The 23,196-nt window shown below is 69.6% G+C and carries 18 protein-coding genes; 10 read left to right on the top strand and 8 right to left on the bottom strand.

The genetic code is table 11. From position 1 onward, the window contains the following. Positions 1-317 precede the first annotated feature (317 nt). The 4 genes from KAK06_RS06525 (at position 318) to KAK06_RS06510 (ending at position 7,160) form a co-directional block, all read left to right on the top strand. Positions 318-884, top strand: a complete 567-nt coding sequence (locus tag KAK06_RS06525) for an ECF-type sigma factor (protein WP_210801127.1) — start codon at positions 318-320, stop codon at positions 882-884. Positions 885-894: 10 nt separating this feature from the next. Further along, positions 895-3,750, top strand: a complete 2,856-nt coding sequence (locus KAK06_RS06520) for a serine/threonine-protein kinase (RefSeq protein WP_210801126.1) — start codon at positions 895-897, stop codon at positions 3,748-3,750. Positions 3,751-3,908: 158 nt separating this feature from the next. After that, positions 3,909-5,933, top strand: a complete 2,025-nt coding sequence (locus KAK06_RS06515; RefSeq protein ID WP_210801125.1) for a serine hydrolase — start codon at positions 3,909-3,911, stop codon at positions 5,931-5,933. Positions 5,934-6,011: 78 nt separating this feature from the next. Then, positions 6,012-7,160, top strand: coding sequence for an aminotransferase class V-fold PLP-dependent enzyme (locus KAK06_RS06510; RefSeq protein WP_210801124.1), 1,149 nt, complete (start codon positions 6,012-6,014; stop codon positions 7,158-7,160). A 16-nt stretch (positions 7,161-7,176) separates the two neighbouring features. Here the strand turns inward: KAK06_RS06510 and KAK06_RS06505 are convergent, their stop codons facing one another. The 3 genes from KAK06_RS06505 to purL are packed head-to-tail and all read right to left on the bottom strand — an operon-like array spanning position 7,177 to position 12,201. After that, on the bottom strand, positions 7,177-7,542 hold the full coding sequence (locus KAK06_RS06505; protein WP_210801123.1) for a hypothetical protein: 366 nt from the start codon (positions 7,540-7,542) through the stop codon (positions 7,177-7,179). Positions 7,543-7,585: 43 nt separating this feature from the next. Next, positions 7,586-8,188, bottom strand: a complete 603-nt coding sequence (locus KAK06_RS06500; protein ID WP_210801122.1) for a DUF938 domain-containing protein — start codon at positions 8,186-8,188, stop codon at positions 7,586-7,588. 5 nt (positions 8,189-8,193) lie between these two features. Next, positions 8,194-12,201 carry a phosphoribosylformylglycinamidine synthase gene (gene purL / locus KAK06_RS06495; protein WP_210801121.1) on the bottom strand — a complete coding sequence of 1,336 codons (4,008 nt, stop codon included), beginning with the start codon at positions 12,199-12,201 and terminating at the stop codon, positions 8,194-8,196. A 116-nt stretch (positions 12,202-12,317) separates the two neighbouring features. Here purL and map point away from each other — a divergent pair, with 116 nt between their 5' ends. The 5 genes from map (at position 12,318) to KAK06_RS06470 (ending at position 17,510) form a co-directional block, all read left to right on the top strand. After that, positions 12,318-13,130 carry a type I methionyl aminopeptidase gene (map, locus tag KAK06_RS06490; protein WP_210801120.1) on the top strand — a complete coding sequence of 271 codons (813 nt, stop codon included), beginning with the start codon at positions 12,318-12,320 and terminating at the stop codon, positions 13,128-13,130. Then, a complete protein-coding gene (locus KAK06_RS06485; RefSeq protein WP_210801119.1) occupies positions 13,130-15,736 on the top strand; it encodes a [protein-PII] uridylyltransferase in 2,607 nt (868 codons plus the stop codon). Before map ends, KAK06_RS06485 begins: the two co-directional genes overlap by 1 nt. A 63-nt stretch (positions 15,737-15,799) precedes the next feature. Then, positions 15,800-16,597 (top strand): DUF2189 domain-containing protein, encoded by a 798-nt coding sequence (locus KAK06_RS06480; protein ID WP_247652703.1) that lies wholly within the window; start codon positions 15,800-15,802, stop codon positions 16,595-16,597. An 80-nt stretch (positions 16,598-16,677) separates the two neighbouring features. Beyond that, positions 16,678-16,896: a DUF2788 domain-containing protein gene (locus KAK06_RS06475; RefSeq protein WP_210801118.1), complete on the top strand. Its 219-nt coding sequence runs from the start codon at positions 16,678-16,680 to the stop codon at positions 16,894-16,896. After that, positions 16,893-17,510 (top strand): YitT family protein, encoded by a 618-nt coding sequence (locus KAK06_RS06470; protein WP_210801117.1) that lies wholly within the window; start codon positions 16,893-16,895, stop codon positions 17,508-17,510. The genes KAK06_RS06475 and KAK06_RS06470 overlap by 4 nt, the downstream gene beginning before the upstream one ends. A gap of 127 nt (positions 17,511-17,637) precedes the next feature. Here the strand turns inward: KAK06_RS06470 and phbB are convergent, their stop codons facing one another. The 3 genes from phbB to phaC form a co-directional block, all read right to left on the bottom strand. Beyond that, the gene (gene phbB / locus KAK06_RS06465; protein WP_210801116.1) at positions 17,638-18,375 is read right to left on the bottom strand and encodes an acetoacetyl-CoA reductase; all 738 of its coding nucleotides are present in this window, start codon (positions 18,373-18,375) and stop codon (positions 17,638-17,640) included. 132 nt (positions 18,376-18,507) lie between these two features. Beyond that, a complete protein-coding gene (locus KAK06_RS06460; RefSeq protein ID WP_210801115.1) occupies positions 18,508-19,686 on the bottom strand; it encodes an acetyl-CoA C-acetyltransferase in 1,179 nt (392 codons plus the stop codon). A gap of 67 nt (positions 19,687-19,753) precedes the next feature. Continuing rightward, on the bottom strand, positions 19,754-21,457 hold the full coding sequence (gene phaC, locus KAK06_RS06455) for a class I poly(R)-hydroxyalkanoic acid synthase (protein ID WP_210801303.1): 1,704 nt from the start codon (positions 21,455-21,457) through the stop codon (positions 19,754-19,756). Positions 21,458-21,586: 129 nt separating this feature from the next. On the opposite strand from phaC, the gene KAK06_RS06450 reads away from it, so the two are divergent. Next, positions 21,587-21,862 carry a hypothetical protein gene (locus KAK06_RS06450; protein ID WP_210801114.1) on the top strand — a complete coding sequence of 92 codons (276 nt, stop codon included), beginning with the start codon at positions 21,587-21,589 and terminating at the stop codon, positions 21,860-21,862. On the opposite strand, the gene pgeF is transcribed toward KAK06_RS06450, so the two are convergent. Together pgeF and maiA are read right to left on the bottom strand one after the other, a co-directional pair. Next, positions 21,794-22,564, bottom strand: coding sequence for a peptidoglycan editing factor PgeF (gene pgeF, locus KAK06_RS06445; protein ID WP_247652702.1), 771 nt, complete (start codon positions 22,562-22,564; stop codon positions 21,794-21,796). The two genes, KAK06_RS06450 and pgeF, sit on opposite strands and share 69 nt — an antisense overlap. Further along, a complete protein-coding gene (gene maiA / locus KAK06_RS06440) occupies positions 22,554-23,186 on the bottom strand; it encodes a maleylacetoacetate isomerase (RefSeq protein WP_210801301.1) in 633 nt (210 codons plus the stop codon). Before maiA ends, pgeF begins: the two co-directional genes overlap by 11 nt. Positions 23,187-23,196: the final 10 nt, after the last annotated feature.

Raw genomic sequence — 23,196 nt, 5'->3', positions numbered from 1 at the left:
TTTCGGGGCCTGCGATCTGGCACTTGTCGTTCTCCCAACTTCAACGGCGGCTGACGCCTGTGACAGCCCCTGTTGCGGCGAAATGTAACTCCTGTCGGCCACGGAAGTGTGTCTGCGCCCAACGGATCGCACGGCGGCGCGTCACCCGGGTGGCTCGCGCCGCTGCAGGGCCGGCCGCCAGCCTGTGACGCTGCGGGCGCACCCGCCTCTCCTCCGGCATTCCTTGTGGCATGTCAAGCCCCACACCGATGCTCGCGCGGGCTTGCGCCACTGGCATACTGGACCGACGTTCCCACGGCCTCTGCAGGAGTACCGCCATGCGCTCGCCTCCGGCTGCCCCCGCCTCGCCGGCCGCCGAGTCCGCTTCCCCGATGCCCGTGGCGGATGCCCATTTCACCGGTCTTTACCAGGACCTGCGCCGCCTGGCCCGCGCGCGGCTGCGCCGCAGCGAGGGCGTGACGCTGCTGGACACCACCTCGCTGGTCCACGAATCCTGGCTGCGCCTGCGTGGCCTGGACGCCGCCGAGCTGCCCGGTGGCGAGGGCCAGTTCCTGGCCTACGCGTCGCGGGTGATGCGCCTGGTGGTCATCGATTTCGTGCGCCAGCGGCGGACCGAGCGCCGCGGTGGCGATCAACTGCACGTCACGCTCAGTACCGAGGTGGCCGACGCCGTGGCGATGTCCGACGACCAGGTGCTGGGCATCCATGAGGCCCTGGAGGCGCTGGCCCAGGTCGATCAGCGGCTGGTGCGCATCGTCGAGATGCGCTGCTTTGGCGGCCTGGACGAGCAGACCATCGCCCAGGCGCTGGGTATCACCGATCGCACGGTGCGGCGCGACTGGCAAAAGGCGCGTCTGCTGCTGAAGGCGCAGCTCCTGTCCTGATGCGGCCGCCATGGCCCTGAGTGCCGACGACCTGCAGCGCCTGTCGGGCTGGCTCGACGAGTTGCTGGAGCTGCCCGAGGGCGAGCCACGCCAGACGCGGCTGCGCCAGATCGGCGAGGCCGACCCGCGGCTGCGCGACCGCCTGGCCGGGCTGCTGGCCCAGGCTGACGATGGCTTGGCCGATGGCCTGGACGCCCTGCCCGACCTGGTCCACGCGCTGGGCGACGACGGCGCCCCCGGCAGCGGCCAGCGCATTGGTCCTTACGCGCTCCTGCGCTGCCTGGGCGAGGGCGGCATGGGCAGCGTCTGGCTGGCCCGGCGCGTAGAGGGCGAGCCACGCCGCGAGGTGGCGCTGAAGCTGCCGCGCCTGGCGGGCGCGCCAGGCGCCTTTGCGTGGCGCTTCGAGCGCGAGCGCGACATCCTGGCGCAGCTGGAACACCCGCTGATCGCCCGCCTCTACGAGGCCGGCACGGCCACCTTGCCCGACGGCGGTGAGCAGCCCTGGCTGGCGATGGAGCCGGTGGACGGCCAGCCGCTGGGCAGCTACTGCGACGCCGCGCGCATGGACCTGCGCGGGCGCGTCCAGCTGTTTCTTCAGGTCCTGCAGGCGGTGCAGTTCGCCCACGGCCGCCTGGTGGTGCACCGCGACCTCAAGCCCGGCAACATCCTGGTCACGGCCGACGGACAGGTCCGGCTGCTCGATTTCGGCGTCGCCAAGCTGCTGGAAGGCCCGAGCGGCAGCGGCCAGGTGACCGAGGTGGCAGCAGCACCGATGACGCCGATGTACGCCTCGCCGGAGCAGGTGGCGGGACGGCCGGTGGGCATCGCTTCGGACATCTATTCACTGGGCGTGGTGCTCTATGAGCTGCTCACCGGCTGTCGGCCCTACCGGCTGTCGCGCGACACCCGCGGTGCGCTGGAACAGGCCATCCTGGACGCCAACCTGACGCGGCCCAGCCGCACCGCACCGGACAGGCAGGCTGCCGAGCGCCGCGCCAGCCAGCCCGACAGCCTGCGCCGCCAGCTGCGTGGCGACCTGGACACCATCGTGCTGCAGGCCCTGCGCCCCCTGCCCGAGCAGCGCTACGCCACCGCCCAGGCGATGGAAGACGACCTGCGCCGCTGGCTGGCCCACGAGCCGGTGCGCGCCCATCCGGACAGCTGGCACTACCGGCTGGGCAAGTTCTGCCGCCGGCACGCCCTGCCGCTGGGTGCGGCCAGTGTGGCCACGCTGGGCCTGGTGGTCGGCCTTGCGCTGGCGCTGGACCAGGCCCGCCGGGCTGAACGCGAGGCCCGGCGGACCCAGGCGGTCCAGGACTTCCTGATCGGCCTGGTGCGTGACGTCGGTCCGGGACGCGCCCGGGGCGGGCCGTTGACCGTGGCCGAGCTGCTGGAGCGCGGCGAGCGGCGGCTGGAGGGCGAACTGGGTGGCGAGCCCGGCCTGCGTGGCGCGATCACCGATGCCTTGATCGAGCTGCACCTTGAGAGCAGTGACGGCAAGCGCAGCGTCGCGCTGGCCGAGAAGCGTCTGGCGCTGGCGCTGGCGCAGGATGGCGAGGACAGCCTGGGGCACGGCGACGCCCTGCTGTTGCTGGGCCGGGCCCAGGTGGTGCAGGGCCGCTACGAGCCCGCGCTGCTCACGCTGGCCCGCGCCCGCCAGATCTTCCTGGCCCACCCGGGTCAGCGCGCCGATGCCTTGCTCAATGCAGACATCCGCACGGCCGGCGCATTGAACTCGCTGCAGCGGCATGGCGAGGCCATCGCCTTGCTGCGCGCGCTCATTCCCCGCCTGCAGGCCCGCTGGAAGACCCCGCACTGGGACGAGGTCAATGTGCGCTTCATGCTGGCCACCGCGCTGGCCTCCGTCGGCCAGCGCGACGAGGCGCTGCGCCTGGTGGCTGAGCTCGAGCCGGTGCTGGCCCGAGGCTGGCCCGAGCAGGGCTACGGCGTGGCCGCCATGCAGGCCAACCTGGGCTATGTGCTGTGGCGCCAGCGGGCCTTTGAGCCGGCCAGCACCGCGCTGCAAGGGGCCATCGCCGAGATGGACCGTCTGCTGGGCCGCGCGAACAGCCCGGCGGTCGATGCGGGTCGCACGCTGGGCATGGTCCAGCTCGACGCCGGGCGCTACGCGCAAGCCGACCAGGTGCTGCAGGCCAACCTGGCCCGCTCGCGCGAGGTGCATGGGCCCGCGGACGCCGAGTACGCGCTCAACCTCAGCTTCACGGTGCTGTCGCGCCTGCGCCTGCAGCGGCTGGACGACGCCGAAGCCGCCGCCCGCGAATCACTGCGCATCGCGTTGGCCCACCCCGGCCTGTCGGCCTCTGAACTGCGCGGGCTGCAACGGCGCCTGGCCCAGGTGCTGGTCCAGCGCGGACAGGCGGCCGAGGCACTCACGCTGCTGGACACGCTGATCAGCCAGGAACGGCAACTCAAGCAGGACCAGGATCCCCGACACGCCACCAGCCTGCTGTGGCGGGCCGGCGCGCTGGCCCAATTGGGTCGGCTGGGCGAGGCGGCGGCCGCGGCACGGTCGGCCGCCGCGATCCATGCGGCGCAACCCGACTCGCCCACCGCCCGGGTGGCCCAGGCCAAGGCCCGCCTGACCGAGGTGCTGTGCCTGCTGCCGTCGCGCCTGCCGGCCGACCGGGCGTCGGCCAGCGCATTGCTGCAGGCCGCCGAGGCGGCCCTGGCAGCCGACTGGCCCGAGGGCCATCCCGACCGGGCGCTGGCGGGTGCCGTGCGGGCCCGCTGGCTGCAGGCCGAAGGCCAGGAGCGCGCGGCGGCCGCGGCACTGGCCCGGCACCGGGCCGATTACCAGGCACGCAGCGGCGCCCCGCTCCCCGAACCCCTGGTGGTCGTTTTCTGACCGGCCCGGCAGGGCCACGGCGACGACGACGCGCAGCGCCCCCCTATGCATGGGGGGATAGGCCCTGTCCGGTTGCGCCTGTCATCCACGAATTGATGGATAGGCCGGTCCACACCGCACCGGTCACCGACACCCACCCTCTTCCGGAGTCTGCATCCATGAACCGCACCCTGCCGCCCACCCTTGTCCGCCGCCCCGGCACCTCGCTGATCCTGTGCGCCATGCTGGCCGCGCTGGCCGGCGCCGCCGACGCCCGCCGCCCCTCGGCCCAGCCGAGTCTGCAAGGCGAGATTGAGACCGAAGGCCAGGCCGACGACCTTGACGCGCTGGGCGACGTCGGCGCCGAGGCGATGGATCCCAATTCAAACACCGACGACCACTCGGTCAACGTGCCCACCAGTTGGTGGACCTACACCAACCAGACCGCCGCCCAGGTCAGCAGCCTGCTGTCGTCCAAGGGCGCTCGCCTGGTGGGTCTGGACATCTACGGCATCGTCAGCGGCGCACCGCGCTTCACGGTACGCATGGTGCGCAACAGCGGCGCCTACGCGGTGCCGGGCTGGTGGTGGTATTACGGCCTGACCGCCGCCGACATCGCCACCCAGCTCAGCACCAACAACGCCCGCCTGATCGAGCTCAAGCCCTACGACGCCGGTGGCGGCGTGATCCGCTACGCGGCGATCATGGTCTCCAATACCTCCACAGCGGCGCGCGCCTGGAGCTACCTGGTCGGCGTCAGCTCGTCGCAGATCAGCACCCACCTGACCAACACCGGCCACCGCCTGATCGACCTCGACACCTACACCGTGGGCGGCGTCAAGAAGTACACCGCCGTGATGGTGGCCAACACCGGCGCCGATGCCAAGTCCTGGCAGTGGTGGCTCAACCAGAGCCCGGCCAGCGTGGCGACCCGGGTGGCCTCGTTCAGCGGCCGCATCGTCAAGCTGGTGCGCAATGACGACGGCACCTACAACTTCATCCAGGTGAAGAACACCGGGTCCAACAACAGTGCCTGGTGGTACCAGTACGGCTTCACCAGCCTGACCGACCTGAACAACTATGCGCTGCAGGTGGCGTCGCGGCCGGTGGACCTGCGCACCTATGTCGACAGCAACGGCGTGCGCCGCTACGACGCTGCCTTCATCGACAACGCCAACAGCAGCACCCGCCGCATGCGCAGCGTGTTCGGCGCCACCTTCCTGGACGGCAACGGCAACCCGACGCGCGGCATCTTCGAGGGCTACCTGAAGCTGGCGGGCGGCGCGGTCAAGGTGGACCTCAACAGCGCCCGCCGCGCCGAGACCGCCAGCTCGCTGAAGGCACTGCACCTGCTGACCGGCATGCAGCGCGTGCAGGCCGGCACCGACACCCTGGCGTCCGCGTTCAACTACTACCAGTACGACCCGGTCAAGGGCAAGGACGCCTGTCCCGACCCCGCCAAGGAAACCGTGGCCAATCTGCGCACCGACTACAACTTCGAGACCGGGCTGGACGAGATGATGCGCATCTCCGACAACCGCACCACCCGCGGCACGGTGCTGCGCTACGGCGGCTTCAGCCCATTCAACACGGTGGCCACCAACGCCGGCCTGAGCAGCACCACCTTGCGCCACAACATCGGCTGCGCCTACCGTAATCCGGCCACGGGCAAGTACTCGACCGCGCTGCGCAATGACACCTCGGCCGCCGACCTGGCCCGCATCTACGAGGGCGTGTGGAACAGCACCCTGCTGAACAACACCAACAGTGCCCGCAGCGAGTTCCTGGAATCGGCCAACCCCGGCATGGGTGCCAGCTCGCGGATCCAGACCATCATCAACGAGGAAGCCGCGGCGCTGGGCAAGTCAGCGGTTGCCGCCTCGTTCGGCAGCGCGGTGCGCAGCTGGAGCAAGGGTGGCAGCTACGGCACCTGCCTGCCGGACGGCAACGGCAACTGCGGCCAGCAGGTCATCATCCGCTCGGGCGCCGGTCTGATGCGTCTGCCGATCAAGGTCAGCGGCGTGCTGGACTACCGCACCTACAGCTACGGCCACCTGATTTCGGACACGCCGGTGCCCTGCTGGGAAGACTACGACGCCCCAGGCACCAACTGCCAGGCCGACGTGGACTACACCAATGCCCACGGCAATGCTTCGGCCGAGTTGTTCCGCGACGAGATCCGATCGGCGCTGCAGACCTGGTGATCTGAGGCCCCCGCCTGCACCCCAGGGGCCGGGAGAGTCATCTCCCGGCCCTTTGTGGCGGGACCGTAGACTGCCCGCATGCGCGACCTCTTCCTGCTTGACCCCGACATCACCTTTCTGAACCATGGCTCGTTCGGCGCCTGCCCGCGGCCGGTGCTGGAGGCGCTGGGCCGCTGGCAGCGCGAGCAGGAGCGCAATCCGGTGGCCTTCCTGGGGCGCCGCTCGGCCGGGCTGCTGGCCGCAGCGCGCGAGGCGCTGGGTCAGGCCATCGGCGCACGCGGCGAAGACCTGGTCTTCATGCCCAACGCCACCACCGGCGTTAATGTCGTGGCCCGCTCCTTTCCCCTGCAGCCGGGCGACGAGGTCCTGGGCACCGACCTGGAGTACGGCGCGTGCGATGCCACCTGGCGCCGCGTCTGCGCGCAGCAAGGTGCGCACTATCGGCGGGTCGAAATCCCCCTGCCCTTGCGGCCGGCACAGGTGGTGCAGGGCCTGCGGGCCGCGGTCACACCGCGCACCCGGCTGATCTACCTGAGCCACATCACCTCGACCACCGCGCTGACCTTGCCGGTGACCGAGGTCTGCACGGCCGCTCGCGCGCTGGGCATCCCGGTGCTGGTCGATGGCGCCCATGCGCCGGGCCAGATCCCGCTGGACCTGGCCGCCATAGGCGCCGACTTCTACGTGGGCAACTGCCACAAGTGGCAGTGCGCGCCCAAGGGCTCGGCCTTCCTGCACGCCCGGCCCGAGCAGCAGGCCATGCTGCACGCGCCGGTCACCAGCTGGGGCTATACCGAAGACAGCGGTGGCCACAGCGGCTTTGACGCCTACCTGGGTCGCACGACCTTCGAGCGGCGCATGCAGTGGCAGGGCACGCGCGACATCACACCCTGGCTGACCGTGCCCGATGCGCTGCGCTTTCAGGCCGCGCACGACTGGCCGGCAGTGCGCCAGCGCAGCCATGCGCTGGTGGCCCAGGCGATGCAGGCGCTGTGCCGACGTCACGGCCTGTCGCCGATCGCCAACGAGCAGGACTGGGCCCAGATGGCCGCGATCCCGGTGCCCGCACAGGACCCCGACGCGCTGCGCCAGCGCCTGTCCGAGGAGAGCCGCATCGAGGTGCCGGTCACCACCCACGCCGGCCGCGTGTTCGTCCGCGTCTCGGCCCAGGCCTACACCACCGAGCAGGACATCCAGCGCCTGCTGGACGCGCCCGCGCTGCGCTGACGGCGCCGTCGGCCGCTCAGTCCCCGGACGCGACGTGACAGGGGAAGCGCGCCTCGATCCAGCGCGTCAGATCGGTGGCCGGATCGTGGAACTCCTCGCCGGCGAAGATGTCGATCGTGACGCGCTGAGGCTGCAGGTCCACCACCATCACCACTGGGTAGCTGAAGTGGTCTGGGGTGGAGGGCGCACGGTCGGCCAGGAATTCGGCGCGTTCGTCGTCGTCGCCGAACACCAGCACGGCCTGGGGGCGCTGCGGGTCGCGCCAGGCCCCGGGCAGCTCGCTCAGGGCAAAGGCCGCAATGGCCTCCACGTCGAAGTGGCCGTGGTCAGGCACGAGGGCGAAGTCGTCGCGCTGGAGCAGCGCGTGCAGATCGAGTGGCATGGCGCGAGTCTACCGGCGCCAGGCCTGCATCGACCCCGGCTGCTCAAGCCCACACGAGCAGCAGATTGTTGGCGGGCATCTCGATGCGTTCAACGCGGCGCAGCCCCACACGCGCTGCCAACGCGTCCACCTGGTCCAGGTGACGCAATCCCTGGTGCGGTACCTGGGCTCGCAACTGGGCATCGAAGCGCAGATTGCTCTGCACCGTCGGCCGGTCGGCCTCGATGAAGGGGCCGTAGACCAGCAGCCGGCCGCCCGGCGCCAGCACCTGGGGCAGCGCGGTGAACCAGGCCTGCACCGTGGTCCAGGGCATGATGTGCAGCGTGTTGGCGCTGAATACCGCGTCATGCACGGCACCACCGGCCATCGAAGGCCAGCCTGGATCGTCCATGTCCAGCGCCAGCGGCGGTGGGGTGTTGGGGCAAGCGGCGTCGTCCAGCCAGGCCAGCAAGCCGGCCAGCTGGCTCGGCCGCTCGCTGGTCTGCCAGACCAGATGCGGCAGCGCCGGGGCGAAGTGCACCGCATGCTGGCCGGTGCCGCTGCCGATCTCCAGCACCCGCCGCGCGCCGGCCAGACGCGGCCGCAGCGCCGCCAGCAGCGGCTCGCGGTTGCGCTCGGCCGAGGGCGCGAAGGGCTTGTCGGCCACGGCGATCAGCCGACCCAGCGGCGCGCGTTGCGGAACAGGCGCATCCAGGGGCTCAGCGCGGTGATATCGCCGCCCTGCCAGCTCATCACCGCGTTGCGGAAGACCCGCTCCGGGTGCGGCATCAGCACGGTGAAGCGGCCATCGGGCGTGGTCACGCTGGTCAGGCCGCCGGGGCTGCCGTTGGGGTTGAGCGGGTAGGTCTCGGTGGGCTGACCGCTGCCGTCGACAAAGCGCATTGCGCGCACCACCTGGGTGGCGTCGCCGCGCTGGCTGAAGTCGGCAAAGCCCTCGCCATGCGCCACGGCGATCGGCAGACGGCTGCCGGCCATGCCCTGGAAGAAGATGCTGGGGCTGTCCAGCACCTCGACCATCGCCAGCCGGGCCTCGAACTGCTCGCTGCGGTTGCGGGTGAACTTGGGCCAGTGCTGAGCGCCGGGAATGATCGGGCTGAGCGCCGCCATCATCTGGCAGCCGTTGCAGATGCCCAGCGCAAAGGTGTCCGTGCGCCCAAAGAAGGCGCTGAACTGATCGGCCAGCCGCGGGTTGAACATCACCGAGCGGGCCCAGCCCTCGCCGGCACCCAGGGTGTCGCCATAGCTGAAGCCGCCGCAGGCGACAAAGCCCTTGAACTGCGCCAGCTGCGCGCCACCCGACTGCAGGTCGCTCATGTGCACATCGTGCGCATCGAAGCCGGCCAGCGCGAAGGCGTGGCTGGTCTCGACATGGCTGTTGACCCCCTGCTCGCGCAGGATGGCCACCTTGGGGCGCGCGCCCAGGTTCAGGAACGGGGCCGCCACGTCCTCGGCGGGATCAAAGGACGGCGCCCAGTGCAGGCCGGCGTCGTCGCCGCCCGCCAGCGCGTGCTCCTGGTCGGCGCAGGCGGGGTTGTCGCGCAGGCGGGCGATGCGCCAGCTGACCTCGTCCCAGGCCTGCTGCAGCTCACGCAGGGGCGCGCTGAACTGCGGCTTGGCGTCGCGCCAGACCTCGACCATCCGCTTGTCGTTGGTCTTGCCCACCACGTGGCTCTGCTTGCTCAGGCCGTGCGCGCGCAGCGTGGCCAGTACCGCATCGCGCTCGGCGCTGCGCACCTGCAGCAGCACGCCCAGCTCCTCGTTGAACAAGGCCTTGAGGGTGAGTTCCTCGCGGCGGCCGCTGGTCTGGGTGGCCCAGTTCTTGGCGTCGCCGGTGTCGGCGCGGCTGTCGCTGATGCCATCGCCTTCGGTGACCAGCAGGTCGACGTTCAGGCTGAGGCCGCGCTGGCCGGCAAAGGCCATCTCGCAGGCCGCTGCCCACAGGCCACCGTCGGAGCGGTCATGGTAGGCCAGCAGCCGGCCCTCGGCGCGCAGCTGGTTGACGGCGGCCACCAGGGCCTTGAGCTGGGCCGGATCATCCAGGTCAGGCACCTGGTCGCCGAACTGCTGCAGCGTCTGCGCCAGGATCGAGCCGGCCATGCGAGAGCGGCCGTTGCCCAGGTCGACCAGGATCAGCGTGGTGTCGCCGTCCTGCAGCTGCGGCGTCAGCGTGCCACGGATGTCGTCCAGCGTGACGAAGGCCGAGACGATCAGTGACACCGGCGCCACCACCTGCTTGGCAGACCCGGCGTCGCTCCACTTGGTGCGCATCGACAGGCTGTCCTTGCCCACCGGGATGCCCACGCCCAGCGCCGGGCACAGGTCCATGCCCACCGCCTTGACGGTGTCGTACAGCGCGGCGTCCTCGCCGGGCTCGCCACATGCCGCCATCCAGTTGGCGCTGAGCTTGACGCGGCTGAGCTCGATCGGCGCGGCCAGCAGGTTGGTGATGGCCTCGGCCACCGCCATGCGGCCCGAGGCCGGCGCGTCCAGGCTGGCCAGCGGCGTGCGCTCGCCCATGCTCATCGCCTCGCCACGCAGGCCGCTGAAATCGGCCAGCGTGACCGCGCAATCGGCCACCGGCACCTGCCAGGGGCCGACCATCTGGTCGCGGTGGTTCAGGCCGCCCACGGTGCGGTCACCGATGCTCACCAGGAAGCGCTTGCTGGCCACGGTGGGATGGCGCAGCACGTTGAAGGCCGCCTGGTCCAGCGCCACGCCCGTCAGGTTCAGCGGCGCCACCGGCCGGGGCAGGCGCTGCACGTCGCGCTGCATCTTGGGCGGCTTGCCCAGCAGCACCTCCATCGGCATGTCGATCACGCGCTCGCCGCCGGGGCCGTCCTCCAGGATCAGCGCCGGCTCGTCCGTGGCCACACCCACCACCGCAAAGGGGCAGCGCTCGCGCGCGCACATGGCGCTGAAGGCGTCTAGCTTGCTCGGGTCAACCGCCAGGGTGTAGCGCTCCTGGCTCTCGTTGCACCAGATTTCCTTGGGCGCCAGGCCGGTTTCCTCCAGCGGCACCTGACGCAGGTCGAAGCGCGCGCCCTTGCCGGCGCCGTCCACCAGCTCGGGGAAGGCATTCGAGATGCCCCCGGCGCCGACGTCGTGGATCGCGACGATCGGGTTGTCAGCACCCAGCGTCCAGCAGTGGTTGATGACTTCCTGCGCGCGGCGCTGGATCTCGGGGTTGCCGCGCTGCACGCTGTCGAAGTCCAGCGACGCCGCATTGGTGCCCGCCGCCATCGAGCTGGCGGCGCCGCCGCCCATGCCGATGCGCATGCCCGGGCCACCCAGCTGCACCAGCAGCGTGCCGGCGCCGAAGGGCAGCTTCTTCGTCTGGCTGTCGCTGATGGTGCCGATGCCCCCGGCGATCATGATGGGCTTGTGGTAGCCGCGACGGATGGCCTGCGCGCCCTCGCCCACGGTCTGCTCGAAGACGCGGAAGTAGCCGCCCAGGTTGGGTCGGCCGAACTCGTTGTTGAAGGCCGCGCCGCCGATCGGGCCCTCGATCATGATCTGCAGCGCGCTGGCGATGTGCTCGGGCTTGCCGTAGGGCTGGGCCTCCCAGGGCTCGTCGGTGTCCGGCAGGTGCAGGTTCGAGACGCTGAAGCCGGTCAGGCCCGCCTTGGGCTTGGCGCCGCGACCGGTGGCGCCTTCGTCGCGGATCTCGCCGCCGGCACCGGTGGCTGCGCCCGGGAACGGCGAGATCGCGGTCGGGTGGTTGTGGGTTTCCACCTTCATCAGCACATGCGCCACCTCGTCGCGCGGGCCATAGACCGGCGCGTCGGTGTAGCCCTGCGGCAGCCAGCGGGTGACCGGGCCGCCTTCCATGACCGCCGCGTTGTCGTTGTAGGCGATGACGGTGCGCTGCGGGTTGAGCTTCTCGGTGTTGCGGATCATGCCGAACATCGACAGCGGCTGCGGCTGGCCGTCGATGATGAAGTCGGCGTTGAAGATCTTGTGGCGGCAGTGCTCGGAGTTGGCCTGCGCGAACATCATCAGCTCGACATCGCTGGGGTTGCGACCCAGGCCCTGGAAGGCGTTCACCAGGTAGTCGATCTCGTCGTCGGACAGCGCCAGGCCGAAGGTGGTGTTGGCGGCGACCAGCGCCGCACGGCCCTGGCCCAGCACGTCGACATGGGCCAGCGGCTCGGCCGGCTGCTCGTCGAACAGATGGCGGGCGGCATTGCGCTCGAAGGCCACGCTCTCGGTCATGCGGTCGTGCAGCAGCGCGGCGCAGGCCTGCAGTTCATCGGCGCTGAGCGCCTTGCTGGCCCCGGTCAGGCCGGCGATCAGGCCGTCCTTCAGGTGCAGGCGATATTCCGTGACGCGTTCCACGCGGTGGATGCCCAGACCGCAGTTGTGGGCGATGTCGGTGGCCTTGGACGCCCAGGGCGATACGGTGCCCAGGCGCGGCATCACCAGCACCAGCGTGCCCTCGTCACCGGCGGTGCAGGGATCACCGTAGTCGAGCAGGCGGGCCAGCTTGTCGGTGTCCTCAGCCGCCAGCGGCTGGTCGCTCAGCACCCAGTGCACATGGCGGGCGCTGACGCCGGTGATGCGCGGGCAGGCGGCCTGCAGGCGCGGCAGCAGCGCGGCGGCGCGGAACGCGGACAGGGCATTGCCGCCCTCGAAGTGCATCAGGTGATGGGTGTGGGCCATGGACGGGGCGCTTGCGGGGGCGTCAGGGACGGTGGCGCACGATGACCCGCCCTGAGGCGGGGGCGACCGTCGGTGGAAACCCGGGATTCTACGGCGAGGTGAAATAATCACCCCTTATGGCAATCACCTTCAAGACCCCGGCCGACATCGAGATGATGCGCGTCGCCGGACGCCTCACCGCCGAAGTGCTGGACATGCTGGCCGAGCACGTCAAGCCCGGCGTGACCACCGAACAGCTCGACAAGCTCGCCCACGACATGATCGTGCACGAGCAAAAGGCCATTCCCGCGCCGCTGAACTACGCGCCCAACGGCTACAAGCCCTATCCCAAGTCGATCTGCGCGTCGATCAACCACCAGGTGTGCCACGGCATCCCCAACGACCGGCCGCTGAAGAATGGCGACATCGTCAACCTCGATGTCACCGTCATCAAGGACGGCTGGCACGGCGACTCCAGCCGCATGTACGTGGTGGGCGAAGGCAGCATCGCCGCCAAGCGCCTGTGCCAGATCACCTTCGATGCCATGTGGAAGGGCATTGCCAAGGTGCGCCCCGGCGCCCGGCTGGGCGACATCGGCCACGCGATCCAGACCTTTGCCGAGTCGCAGGGCTACTCGATCGTGCGCGAGTTCTGCGGCCACGGCATCGGTCGCAAGTTCCACGAGGAGCCGCAGGTGCTGCATTACGGCCGTCCGGGGACGCTGGAAGAGCTGGTGCCGGGCATGGTCTTCACGATCGAGCCGATGGTCAATGCCGGCCGCCGCGAGATCAAGGAAATGGGCGACGGCTGGACCATCGTCACCAAGGACCGCTCGCTGTCGGCCCAGTGGGAGCACACGGTGGTGGTCACCGAGACCGGCTATGAGGTGCTGACGGTGTCCGACCGCACGCCGCCGCCGCCGGCCTTCATCACCGCACCCGGCGCCTGATGTCGTCCACCGCGTCCAGCGCCGCGCTGTCGGTGGCGGAGCTGCGCACGCGCTTCCGCCAGGGCAAGGAGGCCCTGCTCACCCGCTTCAAGGAGGCCCGCCCCAGCGCCACCAGTGCCCGCCTCCTGCTGCATGGTCTGGCGCGGCATGTGGACGCGACGCTGGTGCAGCTGTGGCAGGGCAGCGGTCTGCCCGCCGGAGCCGCTCTGCTGGCGGTGGGCGGCTACGGCCGCGGTGAGCTGTACCCCTATTCCGACGTCGACGTGCTGGTGCTGCTGCCCGAGCCCGAGACCGACGCGGTGCGTGAGGCCGTCAGCGCCTTCATCACCGCCTGCTGGGACATCGGCCTGGAGATCGGCTCCTCGGTGCGCACCGTGGACGACTGCGTGCGCGAAGCCCAGGCCGACGTGACCGTGCAGACCTCGCTGCTGGAAAGCCGCCTGCTGACCGGTCCGCGCCGGCTGTACCAGGCCTTCGCCAAGGCCACCTCCGAGGCCTTGGATGCCGCCGCCTTTCTGCGTGCCAAGACGCTGGAGATGCGCCAGCGCCATGTCAAGTACGAAGACACGCCCTACTCGCTGGAGCCCAACTGCAAGGAAAGCCCCGGCGGCCTGCGCGACCTGCAGGTGGTGATCTGGGTGGCGCGCGCCGCCGGCCTGGGCCGCACCTGGAGCGAGCTGGCGGCCAAGGGCCTGCTGAGCGCCTTCGAGGTCAAGCAGTTGCAGCGCCATGAAGGCACGCTGCGCCTGATCCGCTGCCGCCTGCACGTGATCGCCGGCCGGCGCGAGGACCGCCTGGTCTTCGATCTGCAGACCTCGGTGGCCGAGAGCTTCGGCTACCAGTCCACGAAGGGCGCGCGCGCCAGCGAGCAGCTGATGCACCGCTACTACTGGGCGGCCAAGGCGGTGACCCAGCTCAACCAGATCCTGATGCTGGGCATTGACGAGCGCGTCAGCAGCAGCGAGCAGGCCCCGATGCGGCCGATCAACGCCCGCTTCCTGGATCGCGGCGGCATGCTCGAGGTGGCGCGCGACGATCTCTACACCGACAACCCGCACGCCATCCTCGAGACCTTTCTGATCTACCAGCAGACCACCGGCATCAAGGGCCTATCGGCGCGCACGCTGCGCGCGCTGTACAACGCGCGCAGCGTGATGGACAGCCGCTTCCGCAAGGACCCGCTGAACCGCGAGCTGTTCATGGACATCCTGCGCCAGCCCGAGGGGCAGACGCACGCCTTCCGCCTGATGAACCAGACCTCGGTGCTGGGGCGCTACCTGTGGGTGTTCCGGCGCATCGTCGGGCGCATGCAGCACGACCTGTTCCACGTCTACACCGTGGACCAGCACATCCTGATGGTGCTGCGCAATGTGCGGCGCTTCTTCATCCCCGAGCACGCCCACGAGTACCCGTTCTGCGCCCAGCTGGCCAGCCAGTGGGACAAGCCCTGGCTGCTCTACATCGCCGCCCTCTTCCACGACGTGGCCAAGGGCCGAGGTGGCGATCACTCCGAGCTGGGCGCCACCGAGGTGCGCCGTTTCTGCCGCGACCACGGCCTGGAGCCGGATGAAACCGAGCTGGTCGAGTTCCTCGTGCGCCACCACCTGACGATGAGCACCGTGGCGCAGAAGGAGGACCTGCACGACCCCGAGGTCATCCAGCGCTTCGCCCGCCGCATGGGCGATGCCCGCCACCTGACCGGCCTGTACCTGCTGACGGTGGCCGACATCCGCGGCACCAGCCCCAAGGTCTGGAACGCCTGGAAGGGCAAGCTGCTCGAAGACCTGTTCCGCTACACGCTGCGCGCACTGGGCGGCGCCCCGCACAGTGCCGATGCCGAGATCGAAGCACGCAAGCAGGAGGCGATGCAGATCCTGGCCCTGCACGCCGCGCTGCCCGGCACCGAGCAGCCGCTGTGGAAGACGCTGGACATCAGCTATTTCGCGCGCCACGATGCCGCCGAGATCGCCTGGCATGCCCGCTCGCTGTGGCGCCACCTCGACACCCAGGTGCCGCTGGTCAGCGCCCGCCCGTCGCCGATCGGCGAGGGCCTGCAGGTGCTGGTGTTTTCGCCCGACCGCGCCGACCTGTTCGCCCGCATCTGCGGCTATTTCGATGGCGCCGGCTTCTCGATCCAGGATGCCAAGGTGCACACCACCCGCAGCGGCTACGCGCTCGACACCTTCCAGGTGGTCAATCCCAACGCCGAGGACCAGAGTCCGGGCGCCTACCGCGACATGATCAAGCTGGTCGAGACCCAAGCCAGCGCTGCGCTGGCCAGCGACGGGCCGCTGCCGCCGCCCTCGCGCGGGCGGGTGTCGCGCCGGGTGCGCTCCTTTCCGGTCAAGCCGCGCGTGGCGCTGCGGCCCGACGAGAAGGCGCAGCGCTGGCTGCTCAGCGTCAGTGCCAGCGACCGCTCGGGCCTGCTCTATGCCATCGCCCGCGTGCTGGCCGCCCACCATATCAACCTGCAGCTGGCCAAGGTCAGCACGCTGGGCGAACGCGTCGAGGACACCTTCCTGGTCAGCGGCGCCGAGCTGCAGCAGCCCCGGCTGCAGTTGCAGATGGAGAGCGAGCTGCTGGATGTGCTGGCCGATGTGCGCTGACCGCCGCGGCTTGCCTCATCTCAACCTCCGCCGCGATCACTCTGCCACGATGGGAGCCCCCTGATGTCCAACAAGATGACCCAGCAGGCCGTCGCCGAATCGCGCAGCTACGCCGTGCGCCGCATCCCGATGCTGCGGCCGCTGGGCTGGCTGGCGCGCGGCTGGGCCGACCTGATGGCCTGCCCGGTCCCGGGTCTGCTGCATGGCCTGGCCGCGGCCCTGTGGGGCGCGCTGATCGTGGTGCTGGCCGCCGACCGATTCTGGTTGCTGGCCGGCGCCTTCACCGGCTTCCTGCTGGTGGCGCCGGTGGTGGCGACGGGCCTGTATGCCATCAGCCGCGCGCTCGAGCGCGGCGAACAGCCCGGCCTGGGCACGGCGCTGCGGGCCTGGAAGCCCGATGACCACCGGCTGGTGGTGTTCGGCCTGCTGCTGGCGCTGGCCGGCACCGGCTGGGTGCTGACCTCGGCAGCGCTGATCTGGACCCAGACCGGCGCCGCGGTGCGCACGCCCGTCGACTTCCTGCGCCTGGTGGTGCTGGCGCCCAGCGGCGCGCTGTTCGAGACCTGGATGGCCCTGGGCGCCGTGCTGGCCGCGCCGGTCTTCGCCTCCAGCGTGGTGACGCTGCCGCTCTTGCTGGATCGGCAGATCGGCGTGCTGGCGGCCGTCTTCGTGAGCTGGAAGACCGTGCTGACCCACCCCGCGCCGATGGCGCTGTGGGCCTTCCTGCTGCTGGCCCTCAGTGGCCTGGGCATGCTCAGCGTGATGGTCGGCCTGGTGGTGGTGGTGCCCTGGCTGGCCCACGCCAGCTGGCATGCCTACCGCGACCTGGTGGACACCTCCGGCCTGGCGGAGCGGAACTGACATGACACCCCCACGCTCACTTCGTTCGCTGCCCCCCAAGGGGGCGCTCAGTCCCTTCGGAACGGCCGGGCGGTCCTGATATGTTCGGCTACACAGAAGAACAGATCGCCTGGTTCGGCCTGACCTTCGGGGTCTCGGCCTTCATGCTGTACATGGTGTTCATCATCCTGCAGCTGGCGCGTGAATCCAAGGCCGGCCGCTTTGGCACCTTCGTGCTGTTGCTGGGCCTGGGCGTGGGCCTGCTGGGCTTTGTGCTCAAGGGCATCATCAAGTACTTCATGGCCGGCATCACCGAATGAACGCGCCCGAGGGCGCCGAGCCGCAGCGCCATACGCTGTTCGACGATGCGCAGGCGCTGCTGATCGGCACGCTGTTCGTCAGCATCGGCCTGACGATGTTCCGCCACCTGGGCCTGATGACCGGCGGCACCGTGGGCCTGGCCTTCCTGGCCCACTACGGCAGCGGCCTGCCCTTCGGCCCGCTGCTGTTCGTCATCAACCTGCCCTTCTACTGGCTGGCCTGGCAGCGCCTGGGACCGCAGTTCACGGTCAAGACACTGTCGGCGGTGACGCTGCTGTCGGGCTTGTCGGAACTGATGCCCCACTGGCTGGGCTACAGCGCCTTGAACCCGCTGTTTGCCGCATTGGCCGGCGGCGCGCTGATCGGCACCGGCTTCATCATCCTGTTTCGCCACCGCGCCAGCCTGGGCGGCCTGAACACCGTGGTGCTGTGGCTGCAGGAGCGTTACGGCTGGCGCGCCGGCATCGTGCAACTGAGCATCGACGCCGCCATCCTGCTGGCCAGCTGGCCCTTCACCGACGCCCGCCGCCTGGGCCTGAGCGTGCTGGGCGCCATCGCGATGAACTTCGCGCTGGCAGTGAACCACAAGCCCGGCCGCTACGTGGCCTACTGAAACGACACGGGCCGGCAATGCCGGCCCGAGATCGACTGTCTGACTGGAACCCCCTCCCGGAGGGGGCAGGGGGAGCCCAACGGTCGGCCGAAGGCGGTCTGCACATGGGCTGACCGCCCTTGGGCGGTCAGCCCATGTGCAGACCGCCGTTGCAGGAGAAGTCGGCACCGGTGGTGAAACCCGAGTCTTCGCCGGCCAGCCAGGCGACCACCGAGCCGATCTCTTCGGGCGTGCCCAGGCGCTTGACCGGGATGGTGGCGATGATCTTTTCCAGCACCTCCGGCTTGATCGCGCGGACCATGTCGGTGCCGATGTAGCCCGGGCTGACGGTGTTGACCGTCACGCCCTTGGACGCCATTTCCTGGGCCAGGGCCATCGTGAAGCCGTGCATGCCGGCCTTGGCGGCCGAGTAGTTGGTCTGGCCGGCCTGGCCCTTCTCGCCGTTGACCGACGAGATCTGGATGATGCGGCCGAAGCCCCGCTCCACCATGTCCGCCACGACCTGCTTGGTCACGTTGAACATCGAGGTCAGGTTGGTGCTGATCACCGCGTCCCAGTCTTCCTTGGTCATCTTCAGGAACATGCGGTCCTTGGTGATGCCGGCGTTGTTGACCAGGACATCGATCGGGCCGTGCTCGGCCTTGGCCTTGGCAAAGGCCTCCACCGTGCTGTCCCAGTCGGCGACGTTGCCCACCGAGGCGTAGAAGGTGTAGCCCAGGGCCTTCTGCTCGCCCAGCCACTTCTCGAAATCACGGCTCGGGCCGCAGCCAGCGATGACCTTGAAGCCATCCTTGGCCAGCCGCTGGCAGATCGCGGTTCCGATGCCGCCCATGCCACCCGTCACATACGCCACTTTCTGTGCCATTGCTTTGCTCCTCTTGACATTCCATTGGGGTCCGGTGGGGCCATGATCAGCCCCGACCGGGAAGTCGCGGGTCCGTACTCACCCGCTCACGCAATTCCACGTACGGGTCAACCCGCGCGTGGTGACCAGGGATCAGCGCTCGACGGTCAGCGCCACACCCATGCCACCGCCGATGCACAGCGAGGCGATGCCCTTCTTGGCGTCACGGCGCTGCATCTCGTGCAGCAGCGTGACCAGGATGCGGCAACCGGAGGCGCCGATCGGGTGACCAATGGCGATCGCGCCGCCATTGACGTTGACCTTGTCGAGGTCCCAGCCCATTTCCTTGTGCACCGCGCAGGCCTGGGCCGCGAAGGCTTCGTTGATTTCCAGCAGGTCCAGGTCGGCGGCCTTCCAGCCGGCGCGCTCCAGCGCCTTGCGGGCGGCCGGCACCGGGCCCATGCCCATGATGGCCGGGTCCAGGCCGGCGCTGGCGTAGCTGGCGATGCGGGCCAGCGGCTTGAGGCCCAGCGCGGCGGCCTTGGCAGCGCTCATCACCATCACCGCGGCAGCACCGTCGTTGATGCCCGAGGCGTTGCCCGCGGTCACCGTGCCCGCCTTGTCAAAGGCGGGCCGCAGACCGGCCAGGCCTTCCAGGCTGGACTTGCGGTTGAGGAACTCGTCGGTGTCGAACACCACCGGGTCACCCTTGCGCTGGGGGATGCTGATGCCGACGATCTCGTCCTTGAACTTGCCGGCGTCCTGGGCAGCCGCGGCCTTGCGCTGGCTGGCCAGGGCCAGTTCGTCCTGGGCCTCGCGGCTGATGCCGTACTGCTTGGCCACGTTCTCGGCGGTGATGCCCATGTGGTACTTGTTGTACACGTCGAACAGGCCGTCGTTGATCATGGTGTCGACCAGCTTGGTGTCGCCCATGCGGGCGCCATTGCGGCTGTTCATCAGCACGTGCGGCGAGGCGCTCATGTTCTCCTGGCCGCCAGCGATGACGATCTCGCTGTCGCCGTCGCGGATGGCCTGGGCGGCCAGCATCACAGCCTTCAGGCCCGAGCCGCAGACCTTGTTGATGGTCATCGCCGGCACCGCGTTGGGCAGGCCCGACTTGATCACCGACTGGCGCGCCGGGTTCTGGCCCGAGCCGGCGGTCAGCACCTGGCCCAGGATGACCTCGCCGATCTGCTCGCCGGCCAGGCCGGTGCGGGCCAGCAGGCCCTGGATCACCGCAGCACCCAGCTCGGGCGCGGCCACGCCGGCCAGGGAACCGCCGAACTTGCCCACGGCGGTGCGGGCGGCGGCAACGATGACGATGTCGGTCATGAAAGTCTCCTCAGAAAATGGCCACTGTCAGGCCATGAAGTATGAATGCGTTGAGGCGCTTGCCCGCTCAGGCCTTTTGCTTGACGTAGCGGCCGGGGGCCGGCTCGATGGCCTTGAACTTGGCGCTGCCGTAGGACTTGGGCGCCGTGATCTGCTTGCCGGCATGGCTGCCCAGCCACTGGGCCCAGTCGGTCCACCAGCTGCCAGGCACTTCCTTGGCGCCGGCCAGCCAGGCGTCGGCGGTGTCGGGCAGCTTGTCATTGACCCAGTGGCTGCGCTTGCCGGCGGCCGGCGGGTTGATCACGCCGGCAATGTGGCCCGAGGCGCCCAGCATGAAGCGCTTCTTGCCCTTGAACACCTTGGTGGATGCGTAGGCACCGGTCCAGGGCACGATGTGGTCCTCGCGCGAGGCGTACAGGTAGACCGGCGCCTTGATCGCGCCCAGGTCGACCTTCTCGCCGCAGGTGCTCAGCGCACCCGGCACCTTGAGCTTGTTCTCGAGGTAGGTGTTGCGCAGGTACCAGCAGTACATCGGGCCCGGCAGGTTGGTGGAATCGCTGTTCCAGTACAGCAGGTCGAAGGGCGGTGGGGTCTCGCCCTTCAGGTAGTTGCCCACCACGTAGTTCCAGACCAGGTCGTTCGGGCGCAGGAAGCTGAAGGTGGTGGCCAGCTCCTGGCCCTTGAGCAGGCCGGGGCCCTGCGGTGCGCGCTCGCCGATGGTCATCTCGCGCATCTGGCACATCGGCTCGTCGACGAACAGGTCGAGGATGCCGGTGTCGGCGAAGTCGACAAAGGTCGTCAGCAGCGTGACCGATTCGGCCGGTTGCTCGCCGCGCGCAGCCAGCACCGCCAGCGCGGTGGACAGGATGGTGCCGCCGACGCAGAAGCCCAGCGTGTCAATCGTCTTGGCGCCGGTGATCGCCTGCACCGTGTGGATGGCGGTGATCGGGCCGTGCTCGATGTAGTCGTCCCAGGTCTTGGACGCCATCGACTCATCCGGGTTGCGCCAGCTGACCACGAACACCCGGTGACCCTGCTGCACGGTGTAGCGGATCAGCGAGTTCTCGGGCTGCAGGTCCAGGATGTAGTACTTGTTGATGCACGGTGGCACGAACAGCATCGGCCGCTCGAAGACCTTGGCGGTCAGCGGCTTGTACTCGATCAGCTGGAAGAACTCGTTCTCGAAGACGACCGCGCCCTCGGTGGTGGCCACGTTGCGGCCGACCTCGAAGAGGCTCTCGTCGGTTTGCGAGACATGGCCCTGCTGCAGGTCATGGACCAGCTGCTGTACGCCCTTGGAGATGCTCTCGCCACGGCTTTCCAGCGCCTTGCGCTGGGCCTCGGGGTTGAGCGCCAGGAAGTTGCTGGGGCTCATCGCGTCCACCCACTGCTGCACCGCGAAGCGGATGCGGCCCTTGGTCTTGGCGTCGCCCTGCACGTTCTCGGCCATCTGCATCAGGGTGCGGGCATTGAGCAGGTACATCTGCGCGCTGAAGGCGCTGGCCGGCGTGGCGCTCCAGTCCTTGGCCGAGAAGCGGCGGTCCTTGATCGGCGCGCAGCTGGCGGCTTCGCCACCCTGCATCGACTGCAGCGTGCCGTTCCAGATCAGTGTGGCTTCCTTGAGGTAATCGGCCTGCAGCTGGGCGATCGCGTCGCTGGGCAGGTTCAGCGCGCCCATCGACTTCATCAGGCCGCCGACGGCAGCGCCGAAGGCATCGGCCGTCTTCTGGGCTTGCGGACCGAAGGCGTCCAAGGTGGGCATGGCCGGCATCTTCACGCGCGTGTCTCCTCGATCATGTGGCCTGATGGGCCTGTGGTGTGTGGCAGCATTCTTCGGGCACAAGCTTACCCCATGATGACTGATTTTTCCACCATTTGGATTTACTTTTCATAATTTGAAATGCACATCGTCGCCATCGCCTGGGGCTTCGTCATCGTGATGATGGCCGCTGCGGAAGTCACCTCCCCCAGCGGCAGCCTGCTCGGCGCGCTGTTCATCCTGCTGGGCTACGGCGTGCTGCCGCTGTGGATCCTGCTGTACATCCTGGGCACGCCCCTGCGGCGCCGCGCGCGGCAGGCCGCCGAAGCACCGGCTGACCCCGCGCGTTCAGACGAGCCAGACCGAGGCCGCGTGGCGTCCGGTGACACGGTCCCGTCGGAACGAGAAGAACCGTGAGGCATTGCTGGCCGTGCACCAGCGGCCGCCGCTGACCAGGGTCACCCCGGCCGCCGCCAGCCGCTGGCGCGCCAGTGATGGCAGGTCGGCCCACCACTTCCCGGCCTGGCCGGTGGGACGGAAATGGGCCTGCGCCGCAGGCCCGAAGGCGTCGCGCACGTCTGCGCCCACCTCGAAGGCGTTCGGGCCGATGCAGGCGCCCAGCCAGGCCTGCAGCCCGGCCGGGGTGCCCTCGGCCGCGTCGCACAGTTCAGCCACGGTGGCTTCCAGCACGCCACCGGCCAGTCCGCGCCAGCCTGCGTGCGCAGCGCCCACGGCACGGCCGCGGCGGTCGGCCAGCAGCACCGGCAGGCAATCGGCCACCAGCACCGTGCAGGCCACGCCGCGCTCGGTGGTGACCGCCGCATCAGCCTGGTGGAAGGGTCCGCTGGCGTCATTCAGGTCCGCCAAGCCCAGGCGCACCACGCGTGCGCCATGCACTTGGTCCAGCCAGACCGGCCGCGCGGGTGCCATGACGGCCGCCCAGCGGCGCTGGTTCTCGGCGATGGCCGAGGGGTCGTCCACGGCATCGGCGCGCAGGCCCGAGGGCCGCAGGTTCAGGCTGTCAAAAGGCGGCGCGCTGACACCGCCGGCACGGGTGGACATGCCACCGGCCACGTTGGCCGGCAGCCCGTCGGCCGGCAGCCAGTCCTCAGGCCGCATCCGGGCACTTCTCGGGGCGGGTGGATTCAAAGGCGTCGAGCGCCATGCAGGCCTCGAAGACCCGCATCACCTGGGGCACGTGGTCCAGGCGGCAATCAAAGCGCTGGGCGTTGAAGATCTGCGGCACCAGCAGGCAGTCGGCCAGCGTGGGCGTGTCACCATGGCAGAAGCGGCCCGGGCGGGCCACCAGCTGGCGTTCCACCGTCTCCAGGCCGGTTTCAACCCAGTGGCGGTACCAGCGGTTCTTGTCGTCCTCGCTCACCCCCATCGACTGCACCAGGTAGCGCAGTACGCGCAGGTTGTTCAGCGGGTGGATCTCGCAGGCGATGTCCTGCGCCAGCGCACGCACACGCGCGCGCTGCAGCGGATCGGCCGGCAGCAGCGGCGGCTCAGGATGGGTCTCGTCCAGGTACTCGATGATCGCCATCGACTGATGCACCCAGGCGTCCCCGTCGTGCAGCAGCGGCACCAGGCGCGCCGCCGACACCGCAGCATAGGACTCGGCGGTCTGCTCGTTTTTCTGCAGGTGCACCGCGCGATAGTCGAAGGGCAGGCCCTTGAGCGCCAGCGCAATGCGCACGCGGTAGGAGGCCGACGAGCGGAAGTAGTTGAAGAGCTCGATCGCCATCGCC

This window comes from Ideonella aquatica (genome assembly GCF_018069755.1).
GTDB lineage: Bacteria > Pseudomonadota > Gammaproteobacteria > Burkholderiales > Burkholderiaceae_C > Ideonella > Ideonella aquatica.
Note: the sequence above shows the minus strand (reverse complement) of the source record. Positions and strands in the feature narration are given on the sequence as shown.